The 15,414-nt window shown below is 64.9% G+C and carries 15 protein-coding genes; 7 read left to right on the top strand and 8 right to left on the bottom strand.

Going from position 1 to position 15,414, the window contains the following annotated elements; translation table 11 throughout:
- Nucleotides 1–69: 69 nt before the first annotated feature.
- The gene (locus NKH31_RS11230; protein WP_254864800.1) at nt 70–738 is read right to left on the bottom strand and encodes a GNAT family N-acetyltransferase; all 669 of its coding nucleotides are present in this window, start codon (nt 736–738) and stop codon (nt 70–72) included.
- The gene (locus NKH31_RS11225) at nt 738–1,106 is read right to left on the bottom strand and encodes a universal stress protein (protein ID WP_254861888.1); all 369 of its coding nucleotides are present in this window, start codon (nt 1,104–1,106) and stop codon (nt 738–740) included. The genes NKH31_RS11230 and NKH31_RS11225 overlap by 1 nt, the downstream gene beginning before the upstream one ends.
- Nucleotides 1,107–1,353: 247 nt before the next feature.
- On the opposite strand from NKH31_RS11225, the gene NKH31_RS11220 reads away from it, so the two are divergent.
- Nucleotides 1,354–3,459, top strand: a complete 2,106-nt coding sequence (locus NKH31_RS11220) for a multicopper oxidase family protein (RefSeq protein ID WP_254861887.1) — start codon at nt 1,354–1,356, stop codon at nt 3,457–3,459.
- A gap of 48 nt (nt 3,460–3,507) precedes the next feature.
- Here NKH31_RS11220 and NKH31_RS11215 read toward each other — a convergent pair whose 3' ends face one another.
- Nucleotides 3,508–4,791, bottom strand: a complete 1,284-nt coding sequence (locus NKH31_RS11215) for a hypothetical protein (protein ID WP_254861886.1) — start codon at nt 4,789–4,791, stop codon at nt 3,508–3,510.
- Between the two features lie 143 nt (nt 4,792–4,934).
- On the opposite strand from NKH31_RS11215, the gene sod reads away from it, so the two are divergent.
- From sod to NKH31_RS11200, 3 genes are all read left to right on the top strand, one after another.
- Nucleotides 4,935–5,537, top strand: coding sequence for a superoxide dismutase (gene sod / locus NKH31_RS11210; RefSeq protein WP_254861885.1), 603 nt, complete (start codon nt 4,935–4,937; stop codon nt 5,535–5,537).
- 182 nt (nt 5,538–5,719) lie between these two features.
- A complete protein-coding gene (locus NKH31_RS11205) occupies nt 5,720–6,139 on the top strand; it encodes an SHOCT domain-containing protein (protein ID WP_254861884.1) in 420 nt (139 codons plus the stop codon).
- A gap of 72 nt (nt 6,140–6,211) precedes the next feature.
- Complete coding sequence (locus tag NKH31_RS11200) at nt 6,212–7,183, top strand: hypothetical protein (RefSeq protein ID WP_254861883.1); 972 nt, start codon at nt 6,212–6,214, stop codon at nt 7,181–7,183.
- A gap of 30 nt (nt 7,184–7,213) precedes the next feature.
- On the opposite strand, the gene NKH31_RS11195 is transcribed toward NKH31_RS11200, so the two are convergent.
- The 4 genes from NKH31_RS11195 to NKH31_RS11180 all read right to left on the bottom strand — a co-directional run bounded on the left by NKH31_RS11195 (nt 7,214) and on the right by NKH31_RS11180 (nt 10,062).
- Nucleotides 7,214–7,888, bottom strand: a complete 675-nt coding sequence (locus NKH31_RS11195) for a hypothetical protein (RefSeq protein ID WP_254861882.1) — start codon at nt 7,886–7,888, stop codon at nt 7,214–7,216.
- Nucleotides 7,889–8,132: 244 nt separating this feature from the next.
- Entirely contained in the window at nt 8,133–8,324 is a 192-nt protein-coding gene (locus tag NKH31_RS11190) for a hypothetical protein (RefSeq protein WP_254861881.1), read from the bottom strand.
- 92 nt (nt 8,325–8,416) lie between these two features.
- Nucleotides 8,417–9,010 carry a DUF7344 domain-containing protein gene (locus tag NKH31_RS11185; RefSeq protein WP_254861880.1) on the bottom strand — a complete coding sequence of 198 codons (594 nt, stop codon included), beginning with the start codon at nt 9,008–9,010 and terminating at the stop codon, nt 8,417–8,419.
- Between the two features lie 392 nt (nt 9,011–9,402).
- A complete protein-coding gene (locus NKH31_RS11180; protein ID WP_254861879.1) occupies nt 9,403–10,062 on the bottom strand; it encodes a helix-turn-helix domain-containing protein in 660 nt (219 codons plus the stop codon).
- Between the two features lie 238 nt (nt 10,063–10,300).
- Between NKH31_RS11180 and NKH31_RS11175 the strand changes: the two genes are divergently transcribed.
- The gene (locus tag NKH31_RS11175; RefSeq protein WP_254861878.1) at nt 10,301–12,313 is read left to right on the top strand and encodes an ATP-binding protein; all 2,013 of its coding nucleotides are present in this window, start codon (nt 10,301–10,303) and stop codon (nt 12,311–12,313) included.
- Nucleotides 12,314–12,408: 95 nt separating this feature from the next.
- Here NKH31_RS11175 and NKH31_RS11170 read toward each other — a convergent pair whose 3' ends face one another.
- On the bottom strand, nt 12,409–12,600 hold the full coding sequence (locus NKH31_RS11170; protein WP_254861877.1) for a hypothetical protein: 192 nt from the start codon (nt 12,598–12,600) through the stop codon (nt 12,409–12,411).
- Between the two features lie 98 nt (nt 12,601–12,698).
- On the opposite strand from NKH31_RS11170, the gene NKH31_RS11165 reads away from it, so the two are divergent.
- Together NKH31_RS11165 and NKH31_RS11160 are read left to right on the top strand one after the other, a co-directional pair.
- Complete coding sequence (locus NKH31_RS11165) at nt 12,699–13,649, top strand: DUF8054 domain-containing protein (protein WP_254861876.1); 951 nt, start codon at nt 12,699–12,701, stop codon at nt 13,647–13,649.
- A gap of 270 nt (nt 13,650–13,919) precedes the next feature.
- Complete coding sequence (locus NKH31_RS11160) at nt 13,920–15,224, top strand: GNAT family N-acetyltransferase (protein WP_254861875.1); 1,305 nt, start codon at nt 13,920–13,922, stop codon at nt 15,222–15,224.
- Nucleotides 15,225–15,414 lie beyond the last annotated feature (190 nt).

Genomic DNA, 15,414 nt, shown 5'->3' with positions numbered 1-15,414 from the left:
GAGTCACCGATCGTCGAAGTCACCCGTTCGATCGATAGTTCGACGACTTCGCCCAGCGTCTCCAGCGAGTCACTCACCGGAGAGCCGGATCGCCATCTCGATGTCGAAGCTTTCGGTGCCGACCGTTCGAAAGCCCGTCCGCTCGTAGACGGTGATCGCCGCGCCGTTCCAGCGCTCGACGGTGAGCCAGACGCGGTCGACGCCGCGCGCGCTCGCTTCGCCGAGGAGGTGAGCCAGCAGTTCGGTGCCGATCCCGGCGCCCTGGTAGGCCTGGAGGACGAAAATCGCCAGTTCCCACTCGACCTCGCCCGGGTCGGCGATCGAGTCGGGTTCGTCGGTCTCCGGAACGAGGACGGCGTGACCGACGTACCCGGGTTCGTCGTCGACTCGATCGGGAGCGGAGCCACTCGCCGTGCCGTTTTTGGGCTCGTCCGTCGACACCGGCCTGACGGCGACGTTGATCCCGTTTTCGACGAGGGGTGCCAGCCAGGATCTGATCTGGGGTTCGCTGGCCGGGGGAATCCCCTGGGCGCGGTCAGCGGGGTGAAATTGTGAGTACATCGTCGTCAGCGCGTCGACGACGGCCTCGGAGTCGTCGAGCGCCCCAAATCCGTCGAGAGCTTCCGAGTCGTCGAGGGGCTCGATCCGGAGCCGGCGCTCCTCGTCGTCTGTGAACACCGCCGGCGGCCGCGGAAACGGGCCGGCCGGGTCGTCGGGGTATCGTCTCGTCCGTTGCATCATCGAACCAGTTTGACCGTCATCGAGGCGTTCAACAGGACGAACTCCGTGATCGAACCGAGGCGAATCTTTCCCATCGGCGTCTCCGTGCCGCCGCCGATCACCACCTGGTCGAATCCTTCGCGTTCGGCCAGGTCGACCAGCGCCGGACCGGGATCTCCCGCCAGGCGCCTGATCTCGGCGTCGAGGCCCGCGTCGGAGACGACGGTTTCGGCTTCGGTCGCCATCTCCTCGCTCGACCGCGGCGAGTCGGGTTTCTCGAGGACGGCGATCACCAGTTCGTCACCCATGGCGCGGCCTCGCTCGACCGTCTCCGAGAGCGCCCGCGTCGACTCGGCCGTCCCGCCGAGACCCAACAACACCTTCATAGGCCACGTTGGATCGACGGTGGGAAAATGATTGCGGAACGGCCGTTGATCGGGCTTTCCGCACCAGTATTCGAGCGAAGGTGGCCGATACAGGTAAAGTAATAAGAACGTTCCAAAACGATTAATAACTCGTTATGGGAACTATCAGTGGTATGGCGCACACGCAGGGGGATCGAAAATCGATCGGGGTTACGAATCGACGAACGAACGCGCGAGGCAACCGTCCGTGTCGCGGCGGGAGATCACGATGAGCGGGTTCTCACGCCGACGCTTGCTCCAGTCGGGCGCCGCCCTCGGGCTCTCAGGAGTCGTCTCGACCGGAGTGGGCGCACACGACGACGGTCACGGAGACGATGGCGATCACGACCACGGCCATCACTCACCGGACCTGGAAAAGTACGTCCAGGAGCTACCAGTTCCCGAGGTTCGCACGCCGGACGGCAGTCGACGCGGCGGGCCGTACCACGACGTTACGATCGAGGAGACGACACACTCGTTCCACCCGGATCTCGACGAGACGACCATCTGGGGCTACGACGGCCAGTTCCCCGGGCCGATCATCGAAGCCGAACGGAATCGGCGGTTGTCGGTCGAGGTAGACAACAGCGAGCTTCCCGGGACGCACCTCTTCGACGTCGACGAGCGAATTCCCGGGACGACCGCCGAGAACTACGTCGGGTACGACGGTCCAGTTCCGGACGTCCGAAACTCGACGCACTTTCACGGACTCGACGTTGCGACCGAAAGCGACGGGCAGGCCGACATGTGGATCTCACCCGATGGGAGTACCGGGCCACGACGCTCGGTCGACGTCCAGGAGATCCCGAACCGTCAGTCGCGTCTAACCTCGACGTACCACGATCACACCCGTGGAATCACTCGGCTCAACAACTACGCCGGACTCGTCGGCCCGTACTACATCACGAGCCAGCGCGAGCGAGACCTCGGTCTCCCCGACGGTGAGTACGACGTACCGCTGGTGCTCGCCGATCGGTCGTTCCACGACGACGGCGAGTTGTACTATCCGGACGGATTCGAAGACGACTTCGCCGGCGACACGATGACGGTCAACGGCGCGGCCTGGCCGTACCTCGAGGTCGAACCGCGCCGCTACCGCCTTCGAGTATTGAACGTCTCGAACGCCCGGACGTTCGACCTCGAACTGGTCACCGAAGACGATCACGGAGACGACGGGGATCACGACCACGGCGATGACGACGACGGTCACACGCACGCGAACGGGATGGAGATGGTCCCTCCCCTCCACCAGATTTCGCCCGGACACGGCTTCTTAGAGGAGGTCGTCGAGATCGGACACATGGGCGATCTCCACTCGCTGTTGCTGGCACCGTTCGAACGGGCGGACGTCATCGTCGACTTCTCCGATTTCGCCGGCGAAACGTTCACGCTCGTCAATCACGCCGAATTCCCCTACATGGGCGACATGGATCACGGCGACCACGATCACGGGGATATGGATACCACGGACGACGACCACGACCACGGCGACGACGAGTACCCGCAGATCCACGAAGTGATGCAGATTCGAGTCGCTCATCACGCAGACGGCGAAGACGCGAGCGTCCATCCGAGTGATCTGCAGCTGCCAAACCGCTCCGGACTGAATCCGGAGACAGCCCGTGCCCACCGCGAGATCACGATGGGGATGGAGATGGACGAACACGGCCTCATGGCGCACACCCTGAACGACCGAACGTGGGGCGATCCCGTCGAGATCAAACCGCAGTTCGGCTCGACCGAGGTCTGGGACCTCGTCAACGACGACCACCACTCGCATCCGATTCACTTACACCTCGTCGAGTTCGACGTGGTCGGGCGCAAGCAACACGACGATCACGACCACGGCGACGACCACGACCACGATATGGTCGGTGACGATGACGATCACGGTGGCCACCACGACGACCTGCCGACGTACGAGGCCAGAGGGCAGGCGATCAAAGCGTCGAGAGAACTGGGCCTCGACGGACGAATCCACGAAATGGGGATGGACGGCGAGGTCGTCTACGCACCCGGAGCGGATCACCACGAGTACATGGAGGCGTGGGACGATCACCACGGCTGGGACGATCCCCGACCCAACGAGCGAGGGGGGAAGGACACCGTCCTGGTCGACCCGGGCGAGACCGTTCGCATCGCCGTCAAATTCGAGCGCGACGGGATGTATCCGTTCCATTGTCACGTCTTAGAACACGAAGATTACGCCATGATGCGGCCGTTCGAGGTCGTCCGCGGCAACAAGGGTCCCGGACTCCCAGGCCGTGGACCGGGTACGACGCCGCCAGGCCACGACGACGACCATCCCGGACGCGGTCACGGTCGGTTCAAGTGAACTGAGTCGCTGATTTTCGCCGCCGAACGTTTTCACCGCCGAACCGGATTATCCGTCCGTATCGACCAGGTCGAACGCGACGGCGAGCGACTCCGCACCGGCGACCGACCAGAATCGGAAGCGATAACGACCGGGCTGGAGATCCGGACAGACGCGGAGGTAGTCATCGAACCCGCCGTCTTCGAGCAGACCACCTTCGGTGAGCGTGAACGACCAGTCGAATCCCTCGCCGGGCGGGTGCAGGTACGCTTCGTCCGTGTAGCCGAACGGAGTTTCTGGGTCGGTCCCGCGAACGTCCTGCCAGCCGTCTTCGGTCAATAGCTCGAAGTTGTACTTGTGCTTGTTACCGACCGACGGGCGGCCGTTCGAGACGTTGCGAAGGACGATCTCGATCTCGTCGCCGTACTCGAACGTGAGTGCGCGTTCGATCTCCTCCTCGGTCGGGTCCGCAGACGTCGTCTCGACCTGCGGATTTGCGGCTCGCATCGCGTACAGCGGACGACCATCGTCGTCGACCGTCTCACCGTAGACGACCTCCTCGTCCCGGTGAGAGGGAAGTCGCTCGAAGTCGTCGTTCGGACACTCGAGGGCGGGTGGAACGACCGTCGGATCACCCGGCGGCTCGGCGAAGCCGGGAACGTCGTCGGCCCCGAGGACTCCGCGGATCGAATCTTCGACGCTCGAATCGCCCCAGCCGTCGACGATGGTGAACTGGGCGACCACGGGGAGCTCGATGTCCGGATCCGTTGGCGTGACGCGGACGAGCGCCGACGGGTAGGTGACGGCCTGACCACAGGCCGTCTCAGGTTCGCTCACGTCGATGGCCGTCGCCGTAGCCGCGAGGACCTCGCGATCCTCGTCGACGCTCTCGACGCGTTCGGTTGCGATTTCGACGTCGTCGATAGCTACCTCCCCATAACACGTGTTCGGACCAACCGTCTGGACGGCGAAAACGACCGACTCGTCGAAGTCCGTCTCGTCGAACCAGTCCGCTACGTCCTCAGGCTCGAGAGCTACCGTCTCGGCCGGGGAAGCGCCATCGTGCTCACTATCTGAATCGTCGTCACTATCGGGATCGTCCGCTACCCCGGGTTCGTCGTCGAAGTGAAGCGTCCACGGGAGGTCCTCAGCGGACTCGATCGACGTGACGCTGCCTCGGCGCTCCTCGTCGTCCCAGGGCGGACGTCGCCCCGTCGGGCCGAGCTGGAAGACGTCTACCGAGAGATCCTCGTCACCGCCGGTGCCGGGTAACTCACCGAGGCAGCCGGCGACACCGACACCTAGACCGAGTCCGCCGTAGCGAAGCAACGCCCGTCGTTCGTAGCCAGTCATGGCCGACAGTACGGCTGCCAGGTATAACTCGGCTTCCCACGGTGAAAGAGCGATTGCACCGTTCTCGGTCGTGTCCACGGCCCAACAAATATCAGTTTCAGCGAACGTTTTTCCCCGCATCTCCCCTCAGATCGGCCTGAGACATGACCGACTACGAGCTACCACCGCTTCCGTACGAGTACGACGCACTGGAACCGCACCTCTCCGAACAGGTACTCACCTGGCACCACGACACCCACCACCAGGGCTACGTCGACGGCTGGAACGCGGCCGAAGAGACCCTCGCCGCGAATCGCGAGTCGGGCGACGTCGACGGCTCGGCCGGCGCACTTCGCAGCGTTACCCACAACGGGTCGGGGCACGTCCTTCACGAGCTGTTCTGGCAGAACATGTCGCCCGAAGGCGGCGATGGACCGACCGGCGCCCTCGCCGACCGGATCGAGACCGACTTCGGCTCCTACGACGCCTGGAAAGCCGAGTTCGAAGCCGCGGCCGGCGCCGCCGGCGGCTGGGCGCTGCTGGTATACGACAGTTTCTCGAACCAGCTTCGAAACGTCGTCGTCGACAAACACGACCAGGGCGCCCTCTGGGGCGCTCACCCGATCCTCGCGCTCGACGTCTGGGAGCACTCCTACTACCACGACTACGGCCCGGCCCGCGGTGACTTCGTCGAGGCCTTCTTCGCCGTCGTCGACTGGGACGAGCCGGCGCGTCGATACGAACGGGCCGTAGACCGGTTCGAGTAGTCCGATCGAACAGAGCGTGCCGATCCGCTGGCTCCCCGCGTCGTTTGTTCCGTTACCAATCATCTCGCGGACTGATCGGTCGCCTCCGACGACCAATCAGTAGCCTCCGACGACCGACCAGAAGCCTCCGTTCCGGTCGGTCGATACCGTAGATTTAATCCAACGCTGGACGAAGCTGACCCATGGGTAGTTCGGACGACGACGGCGGCTTCAGCCTGATCGAACTCTACGTCGTGAAGTTCGTCCTCGCCGACGTCGTCATCATCGCCGCCTTGCTCTTTGCGGGCCCGATCTACGCCGTCACCATCACGGCACTGCTCATCGTGAGCGTCTTTCTCGTCTGGTATCTCACCGAGCGCGTCGGTGCGGACGACTCGTCGGCGGACTCCGATCGCCGCGAGTGGGAACGCGAGCAAGCCAGCAGCACCGACGACAGGGGCGGCGGGATCGATCCGGTGACGACGCTCCAGGAGCGCTACGCGAGCGGGGACATCACCGAAATCGAGTTCGAACGCACGCTCGATCAGTTGCTCGAGGCCGACGAGCGAGCGGAGGCGGCCGGCGTCGAGACCGAACGGCTCTCGCTCGAACGCGATCAGTGATCGTACCGGAAGGACCGAGCGCGATCAAGCTGAAAGAAACCTATATCTGCCAGTACGCTGAAGACTCGTTCGATGGGATACGCACCGGCCAGTTCGATCGAGAGCGTGACGTCGGTCGAGCCACCGGACGTCGGCGCCGTAGCCGTCGCCGGGGTGTACGTCGGCGTCGCCGTCACCGCCATCGTCATCGCCGTCGGCGCGGCCGCCGGACTCTCCGGAGCCGCCATCGCGACGAGCGTAACCACGGCGTTCACGGCCGGCCTCGTCGCCGGCGCGATCGCGATTCGGCGCACCCGCGGAATCGCAGAGCGGCTCGGCCAGGGCTGGCCGTGGCTGGGTGCGCTGTACCTGGTTCCCGCCGGATTCGCCATTGCGACGCTCCTCGTATCGTCGACGTCTACGATTCCCGGGCACGCGGCCGTCGGAACCGCCATCGGGGCCGTCGGCACCGGGCTCGTCGCCCTCGGGGCGACGCCGATGGCCCGGACACGATACGCCCGAGCGGCCGTCGACGACGACCCGATCGCGAACGCACCGCTGTTCTCGACCACCCAGGCGCGAAACTGGACGATCGTTGGACTCGTCTTCGTCGCCATCGGCGGCGTCCAGTTCGTCTCCGCGGACGGCGCCCTCGGCGGCGTGGGATTCTGGGTCGCGGCCATGGCGCTGTACTCGATCGCGATGGCCTGGTGGTCGCGGGCCGCCGTTCGTCTCGATCACGGCGAGAGTCGACTCGCTCGATACCTGCCCGATCGCACGCGGCGGTCGGTGCTGGGCGGCGAGTGGCGAACGGACGGACGGATCGACACGGACGGACTTCCGACGCTCGCCGTCCACGACGCCGGTCTCGTCGTACACAGCGGCTATCACAAACGGTTCCACCCGTGGACGTCGATCGGTGACGTGACGCTCTCAGACGACGAACTCCGGATCGAACGGCCCCGCTGGACCGATATCCGCTGTCATCGCGCCGTCATCGACGACGCCGACGCGCTCTACGAGTCGATCGAAGCGGCCCGTCGCGAGGGTGTGAACGCGCAGTAGAATCGACCCGCTCGGTGAATATCGACCCGGTCAGAGCGACCGATCGACCGGGAGCGAAAAGAAGTGTTCGGCGTCGTCTTCCGTCGAGACGACCCGAAGGACGCCCGACTCGTTCGTACCGTCAGGGACGGCGAGACAGCGCGTCTCTCGGTGGTGTTCGTGATCGTCGGTGGTGCCGAGCTGGGCCGTCTCCTCGCCGTAACAGGCGGCGTCACCGGCCGGATCGTAGGTTGCACCGTCGGTGACGACGGCCACCGAAAGGCCGAGGTCCTCGACAGGGAATTCGGCTCCGGGGACGCGGACTTCGAGGTCGACGAGCACGTACATCGCGCCGTCGTCCGGTGGTTCGTTTCCGTCGGCGGCATCGACGTGAGCGGAGACGGCGTCGTCGTCGACGAGAATGTCGTGAACGAGTAGCTCTCTGGAGCCGAACGTCGCCGGTTCACCGGGACTCAGCGGGTCATCGGGACTCGACTCGCGCTCGACGAGTTCGGTCTCTGACGGTTCATCGAGTGAGAGCCCGCCGGTGTCGTCACTGGCGTCCGATTCGTCATCGCCATCAGCCGATCCCCCGTCCCCGCTGTCTGATTCGCCATCGGCTCCACTGTCCGATCCATCGTCTCCGCCGGTGCAGCCGGCGACCCCGACAACCCCGGAAATCGCTGCGAGCGCGAGGAGTCGACGACGACTCACAGTCCGTTGCATGAGTAAATACTTCACTCGACGGTATAGATATCTTTTGTTTATTCGTCTTAATTAATCTATTCATCGGCTAGTAATGGCCGGCTAACTCGGCCAGCGACGACAGATCGGACGACGGGCGTCGACAGCACCGATACGGATGCCGACGTGATTTCCAAAACTGCGCCGAGGACGGGCCCCTACCGCAACGAGAATGGGGCCCTACCGCGACGAGAACGCGTCTCTCGCGTTTACGTCTCCTCCGCGGCTAGGTCTCCTCGTTCGATTCGAGCGGTCGAACGAGGTCGATCGCGATCACGATCGCGAGGTAGATGACCGCGACCGCGAGCAACAGTACCACGTCGACCGAAGAGCGAGAGGACTGGTACGCCAGCAGAACGGCGATAACGATCGTCGTATTGACGAGGTGATACCGGAGGCGTATCGGTGACAGGTCCATACCTCCGGGTCACGCCGGATCGACAAGACGGTTTCCCGATCGAGCGGAAACCGGGTCGGAGTCGACGGGTGCTCGACTCCCCACGCCGGCGGTCACCCACCGTCCGAGACGAGCGTCGCGCCGGCGTCGATCAGCGTGCGGAGGGGCGATTCGATTCGACGGTACGTCTCGGTCGGTTCGACGCGGTGTCGCTCGCGGTCGAACTCGATCAGATCCAGCGCCGCGAGGTGCGGGAGGTGGTTGTGCACGAGCGAGATCGACGCCGACCGGACGGCGCGGTCGCGTCCGTCGGCCCGCGTCCGTCGAGCCAGTTCCGTCGCGAGCGACTCGACCGATACCTCGCCGGTCACGTCACAGAGCATCGCACAGAGGACGCGACGCTCGGCGTTAGATAGCAGGTCGAACAGTTCGCTCGTCGCCACCGGATGGGCCGATTCGCCCGGTCCGCTGGTGAACGCACCGCCGGATTCGTCGGACGTCGGCTGGGCGGCGTCCGGTCGCGACCGACCGGTCGCCGAGTAGCCCTCGTCTCGACCGGGATCGCCCCGATTCGGGTCGTCGTTCGACGTATTGTGGGGTGGTCGATCGGGCGGCCGAGAGAGTCTCGAGTTGCGTCGCGGCGATCGGTCGTCGTGCGGCCAAGTCGGGGTTACCGTGATCGGTCGGGTGAAGTCTGGATCGCTCATCGACTGTGAGGTGATGGCAGAGAGACAAGGGCGTCGTGCGGTGACTTCGAGGCTCCTTATGTAGCGGCGGCGAATCGGTTCGATTCGGTTGGTCGAATATCCGTCACTACCCAAATCCTAGCCGGTGATTATTCGGGCCACCGCGGAGAAAGTGACGGTTACTGGGGTCGTCAGCGATCGATATCGACGGACGGGTTGGCCGTTCTCGATAGACGGATATCGCCGTCGTTCGACAGACGGACATCGCCACCTCTCGAAAGACGGGTATCGCCGCTCTCGGCGGAGCGATTCACTGTTCTGGAGGGATGGGTCGTCCGTATCCAGTGATTCGGACGGCGAGTCGATCTCGGCGACGCGTTCGAGGAACTCACCCACTGAAATCGGGTGACCGGTCACGCTCGTCGACCTGCCTGGTCACCGATCGTGTTCTCGGTGAGGGCCTTCGTCGCCCGGCGGAGCCGTTCCGAGACGGAGTTGGTCGAGATGTCGAGTGCCGCCGCGAGATCCTCGATCTGCGCCTCGCGCGGGACGTCGAAGTACCCCATCCGGTGGGCGAGTAAAAGCGTCTCGCGCTGTTCGGCCGTCAGGTCGTACGCCTCGTCGGGAGCGGCCGTCGCGTCCGCGAGGCGTCGAAGGTCCACCGAAAGATCGCGTTCGCTAGTGTAGGCTTGAAAATCAGTAAGGGCGGTTCGCTCGACGAATTTCAATTTCAGGTACCACGTCCCGCCCGCCGCACTGGCCTCGACGACGACGCCGTGTCGGTCCAGGACCGCGTCGACCAGGCGCTGAATCTCCGCTCCCCACTGGACGAGGGCGAACGCGTTCGGCCCCTCGACGTCCACCAGTTCGACCGCCTCGACGGCGGAGTCCGCCTCGATCAGGTCCGCGGCCGATCGGACGTCGGACGCACTGAGCCAGACGGCCGGCATCACCCACTTCCGGCTGTGACTCGCGAGGCGTTCGACCTGGAGGGTCGCGTCGCCGTCCGCCTCGAACAGCGCGGCAAGCGCGAGCGCGTCCGCCGGAACTGCGATCTCCGCGATGACGCTCATACCTACTACTGGGTGGCCGGCAGGGTAATAGGACGGGAGACATTCGCCGGGGCAACGACGCCACCGGTCGGATCCGTTCGACCGAACCGACGTCGACCGCGATCGAGGACCGAGCGGGATCCGGCTCGAGCGGGGGCCGATTCGCCCAGCGTCCACGGCGGGTCAGCCATCCGTCCTATCACGGATCGTGTACGTGAACAGCAGGGTTTACCCGTTTCTCACCCGTTGTCCTGATCAGATGGGTTCACCACCAGGCGAGAGTTCCGATCTCAGAACGGAGGTGAGACAGCAATCAGTCGTCGCAGAACTCGGTCAACGGGCGCTCGAAACGGACGATCTCGATCAGCTAATGGCGGACGCCTGTGCCGTTATCACCGAGGTGCTCGACACCGAGTACGCGAAGGTTCTGGAATTGACGCCGGACGGTGATAGCGTCCTCCTCAGACAGGGAGTGGGCTGGCAGGAGGGTCTCGTCGGAAGTGCGTCGGTACCCACCGACCGCGACTCGCAAGCGGGCTACACCCTGCTCACCGAGGCGCCGGTGATCGTCGAGGATCTCCGGACCGAAACGCGCTTTTCGGGGCCGGAACTGCTCACGGATCACGACGTTCGCGCCGGGATCAGCGTCATCATCGGCTCGGTCGAGGAGCCGTGGGGCATCCTGGGGACCCACTCGACCGACCGAAAGTCGTTCACCGACCGGGACGCGACGTTCGTAAAAAACGTCGCGAACGTACTCGCGAGCGCGATCGAAAACGTCCAGACCGAGCGACGGTTCGACGCGATCTTCGAGGACCCGAACATCCTCGTCGGGTTACTCGAACCCGACGGAACGGTCCGAGACATTAACGAGACGGCGATGAAGTACGTCGACGCCGAACTGGCGGACGTCGTCGGCCAGCCGTTCTGGGAGACGCCGTGGTGGGGCGAGCGAGACGATCACGCCGACGCCGTCAAGTGCTGGACGAAGCGGGCGGCGGCCGGCGAGTACGTCGAGTTCGATGCCGACCTCACCCGCTCGAACGGCGATACCTACACGCTGGAGGGATTTTTCAGACCGGTCACCGACGACGACGGTGACGTCGTTTCGATCATCGTCTCCGATCGCGACGTTACCGAGCGCACGGATCGAGAGCGCGAACTCAAACGAACCCTCGATCTCTTCGAACAGACCGAGCACATCGCCGACGTCGGCGGCTGGGAGATCGATCCAGAGACGATGGACGTCTTCTGGACCGACCACATCTTCGAGCTCCTCGGGATCGACGGAGACGAGGAGCCGCCGCTCGAGGACATCCTGGAGATGTACCACGAGGCGGATCGCGAGCGGGTTCGCTCGGCGATCGAGACGGCGATCGACGCCCGCGAACCGTTCGACACCGAAGCGCGGATCGAAACTCGGACGAACGAGATACGGTGGCTTCGCATTCAGGGCGTTACGGACGTCGAAGACGGCGAAGTCGTCACGCTAAGAGGTGCGGTCCAGGACATAACGGCGCACAAACTGCGCGAACGTCGACTGGAGAACCTCGTCTACCAGCTCGAACAGTCGAACGAACGGCTCGAACAGTTCGCCTACGCGGCCTCCCACGACCTGCAAGAGCCGCTACGGATGGTCTCGTCGTACCTCCAGCTGTTGGATCGGCGGTACGCCGACGAACTCGACGAAGACGGCGAGGAGTTCATCGGGTTCGCCGTCGACGGCGCCGACCGCATGCGGGAGATGATTCGGGGCCTGCTCGAGTACTCGCGCGTCGAGACCCAGGGCGAGCCGCTCGAACCGGTCGACCTCGAGACGCTCGTCGCTGCGGTCCGCTCCGATCTAACGGTATGCATCGATCGGACTGACGCGTCCGTTACCGTCGACTCGCTCCCCACCGTCGAAGGCGACCCGGGTCAGCTTCGACAGGTGTTCCAGAACCTCTTCGAGAACGCCATCGAGTACAGCGGCGACGAACCGCCGACGATTCACGTCGAAGCCGAGCGTCTCGAGCCCGCGCTCGCGGCCGAAACCGGAACCGACTGGATCGTCTCGGTCGCCGACGAGGGGATCGGCATCGACCCCGACGATCAGGCGGTCGTGTTCGAGGTGTTCCAGCGACTTCACAGCCGCAGCGAGCACGCTGGGTCCGGTATCGGACTGGCCCTCTGTGAACGGATCATCGAGCGCCACGGCGGTGACATCTGGGTCGACTCCGAGCCCGGCGAAGGCGCGACGTTCTACGTCACGCTTCCCGGCATCGACGAGTGACGGCGCGTTTCGACCGCATCTGACGTCCGAGAGATCGAAACGGCTGCGAGAGCCACGAACATCGCTCCGACCCCGTTTCGGAGACGGAAGGTCGTTCACCGGTCTGCGTCGACGATTCTGTGTCTGAGGAGGTCGAACGGGATAGCGAAGCCGAGATAGAGCGCGACCACGAGGACGATGAGCGAAATGTCGAGTGCGCCCTGCCAGACCTGATAGAGCCAGAGAACGACGATGGCGATGACCGTGTTGCGAAAGTGCTGATTCCAGCGTACCGCATCGAGGTCCATGCGCACTCGTTTCGGGTCGGCCACTATCAGTTTTCTCACCGCCGAATCGGTCCTCGACACGCCCGCGTATTTTGGCGCTGGCAGTCGTAGCGCTTCCGATGGCGTCGACGTTGATCGACCGGGTCACGAACCCGTCACACACCGGAGACAACCGGTGTTTGCCCTGTACAGCCGTGAACGTCGTCCTCGCGGGTCTCGCAGCGTTCGCCGTCGGATGGTGGTGGCCCGCGCTCGGCGCGGTCGTCCTCGCCGTCGGACTCGCGACGATCTGGCTCCGCGGCTACCTGATTCCGGGAACGCCGCAACTGACGAAACGGTACCTCCCAGAGCGCACGCGAAAGTGGTTCGACGAATCGCACGGGCGGCCGTCCGACGACGATATCGCCACCGCGTTCGCGGACCTCGACGCCGAGCGCGACGACCGAGTCGACGCCGCGGCCGTTCTGGCCGGCATCGGCGTCACGACGGCGGACGCGAACGGAGTGCCCGACGGATCCAGCGCGCGAGGGGAGCCGTCGGACGACCGCCACCTTCGCGACCCCTTCGTCGACAGCGTCGCGGATCGGATCGATCGGTATCGCACGGTTCCCGACGGCGACGACGAACCGCTGTCCGCGGAGCGACGGCGAGCGCTCGCCGCACTGTTCGAGGTGGACCCGGCGTCGATCGCCGACCTCGATCGCTCGTACCCGGCCGTCCGAGTCGGCCACCGCGTTCGACGGTGGCCGTCCGAACTCGCCATGCAGGTCGACCTGTCGTGTCAGGACGTACTAGCGGAGCGGAGCGAGGCGTGCGCTGATGACGAAACGCCGAGCTGGTACGACGTCCCCGTCGAACAGCGCGTCGAGCTGCTCGAGTCGATCCGGGCGCTTCTCGAGCGGTGTCCGGCCTGCGACGGATCGATATCGACGGACGAGACGACGGTCGAGTCGTGCTGCTTCGCCGCCGAGGTACACACGCTCCGGTGTCGCGAGTGCGAGCGTCGCCTGCTCGAGTTCGATCCCGAGATCGCCGACTCCGGCGCCGGTTACCGCGGTGCGATCGGATGAGACGAACGTGTACGCGGACGTACTCGTACGCCGAGGATACGCCGGCGGTCGAGTGGTGTAGGTCGCGCCTTCGCGACCGGTCCTCGGTTCGAATCGCGAGCGAACGTGGCTACGGCGAATTCGTCGATCCCACTCGTCGTGGGGTGATCGTCACCGTAGCCTAAGCCTGTTCGAAATTACTCGCGTTCACGGTCGGGCGTAACGGGTGTGACCTGCCGTCGCAGGGAGCAGCTATACCGGCGTAGTGACCCTGTACTCGGATTCAGTCTCGTGAGCCTCGACACCACACGGGCGCCGGATGCCTACCGAATTCGGCACTTCCGCGAGCGCGATACGGACCCGCTGCTGTCGCTACACGCGTCGGTCTTCGATCGCGAGTGGGGACGCGCGTGGTTCCGCTGGAAGTTCGTGGACAACCCCTACGTCGACCACGTTCCGATCCTCGTCGCGACGCGCGACGGCGAGATCGTCGGCTGTCGGGCCTTCTTCGCGCTGGAACTTCGGATCGACGGCGAGACGCGACTGGCGTTCCAGCCCTGCGATACGATGGTCCATCCGGATCACCGCCGACGGGGGTTGTTCAGCCGGATGAACGAGCGCGCCCTCGAGTACTACGCCGAGCGATCGCCGGCGCTGTGTTTCAACTTCCCGAACCAGTACTCGAAACCGGGCAACCTCAAACACGGCTGGCGGGAGATCGGGACCGTCCCGATGTACTACCGCCTGCAGGATCCGGCGGCCCTCGCCGACGCGATCGGCGTGAGAGACTCGACGCGGGAGGAACCTGCCGGCGAGGGCGAAACGGGCTCGCGGGACGACGGTAGTGGAGCCGCGACGAGCGATGGAGGCAGGGCCGACGGCGGAGTCGCGACAACCGATGAACGTTCAGTCGACGACGGAGCCGCGACGAGCGGCGGGGCCGCCCCGACGCGGGACGAACGGACGACGCTGAATCCGACAAGCCTCGGTGCGAGGGCCGCCTCTGAAGTAAAGCGGACCCTCTCGGGTGCGCTTTCGGGCGCCCTCGCCCGATCTGACGAGTTGACGGCGACGTGGAACGGCGCCGGTTCGATGGTCGTCGAGCGCCACGAGACGCCGCCGTACGAGCTCCTGGAGTTCATCTATCGACAGAACGTACCCGACGCGATCCACGCGAACCGGACGAGCGAGTTCTACCGCTGGCGCCTCTCGAACCCGTCGCCAGAGTACGTCACCTACGTCGGTCGCGTCGACGGCGAGGCGGTGGCGGCCGTCGTTATCTCGCCGGTCGGCGACGACCTCCGGATCGTCGAGAGCCTGCCGCGGGCGTTCGACGACCGGCGCGAGGAACTGGCTACGCTCGTCCGGACAGTTCTCTGCGAGTACGGTGACCGCTCGTACGCGAGCGCGTTCGGAGAGACGATCCCTTCGGCGCTTCGTCACCGCTTCTACCCGGACACGCGCCTGCCCCTCTCGGCGGTGATTCGACCGACGACGCGAACTCTGCTGGCGCGAGGGCTGGATTCGGAGCTGGACGTCGAGGCGCGACCGATCGACGACTGGCGGTTCACCCGGCTCGATCTGGACACGGCGTGAGAGGGCGGTACGAGAGATTCGTTCACCAACAGTGGACCGCCACGCGTTCGTCGCTCGCTTCCGTCTGTCGCGCATCATCCGATGGTACTCACGTGCCACACCCAATCATCCTCAACAAACCGTCACGTTCGTCGCACGCGCTGTGAATCAGGGGTCCCGTTTACGTCCGACGGCACTGCGACTACGGTAC

Source organism: Halovivax gelatinilyticus (assembly GCF_024300625.1).
GTDB lineage: Archaea > Halobacteriota > Halobacteria > Halobacteriales > Natrialbaceae > Halovivax > Halovivax gelatinilyticus.
This window is presented reverse-complemented; position numbering and strand designations above follow the sequence as displayed.

What these genes read in the sequence shown, in the direction of transcription:
- NKH31_RS11230 (WP_254864800.1), bottom strand. Translation starts at nt 738, where the DNA reads ATGCAACGGACGAGACGATACCCCGACGACCCGGCCGGCCCGTTTCCG.
- NKH31_RS11225 (WP_254861888.1), bottom strand. Translation starts at nt 1,106, where the DNA reads ATGAAGGTGTTGTTGGGTCTCGGCGGGACGGCCGAGTCGACGCGGGCG.
- NKH31_RS11220 (WP_254861887.1), top strand. Translation starts at nt 1,354, where the DNA reads ATGAGCGGGTTCTCACGCCGACGCTTGCTCCAGTCGGGCGCCGCCCTC.
- NKH31_RS11215 (WP_254861886.1), bottom strand. Translation starts at nt 4,791, where the DNA reads ATGACTGGCTACGAACGACGGGCGTTGCTTCGCTACGGCGGACTCGGT.
- sod (WP_254861885.1), top strand. Translation starts at nt 4,935, where the DNA reads ATGACCGACTACGAGCTACCACCGCTTCCGTACGAGTACGACGCACTG.
- NKH31_RS11205 (WP_254861884.1), top strand. Translation starts at nt 5,720, where the DNA reads ATGGGTAGTTCGGACGACGACGGCGGCTTCAGCCTGATCGAACTCTAC.
- NKH31_RS11200 (WP_254861883.1), top strand. Translation starts at nt 6,212, where the DNA reads ATGGGATACGCACCGGCCAGTTCGATCGAGAGCGTGACGTCGGTCGAG.
- NKH31_RS11195 (WP_254861882.1), bottom strand. Translation starts at nt 7,888, where the DNA reads ATGCAACGGACTGTGAGTCGTCGTCGACTCCTCGCGCTCGCAGCGATT.
- NKH31_RS11190 (WP_254861881.1), bottom strand. Translation starts at nt 8,324, where the DNA reads ATGGACCTGTCACCGATACGCCTCCGGTATCACCTCGTCAATACGACG.
- NKH31_RS11185 (WP_254861880.1), bottom strand. Translation starts at nt 9,010, where the DNA reads ATGAGCGATCCAGACTTCACCCGACCGATCACGGTAACCCCGACTTGG.
- NKH31_RS11180 (WP_254861879.1), bottom strand. Translation starts at nt 10,062, where the DNA reads ATGAGCGTCATCGCGGAGATCGCAGTTCCGGCGGACGCGCTCGCGCTT.
- NKH31_RS11175 (WP_254861878.1), top strand. Translation starts at nt 10,301, where the DNA reads ATGGGTTCACCACCAGGCGAGAGTTCCGATCTCAGAACGGAGGTGAGA.
- NKH31_RS11170 (WP_254861877.1), bottom strand. Translation starts at nt 12,600, where the DNA reads ATGGACCTCGATGCGGTACGCTGGAATCAGCACTTTCGCAACACGGTC.
- NKH31_RS11165 (WP_254861876.1), top strand. Translation starts at nt 12,699, where the DNA reads ATGGCGTCGACGTTGATCGACCGGGTCACGAACCCGTCACACACCGGA.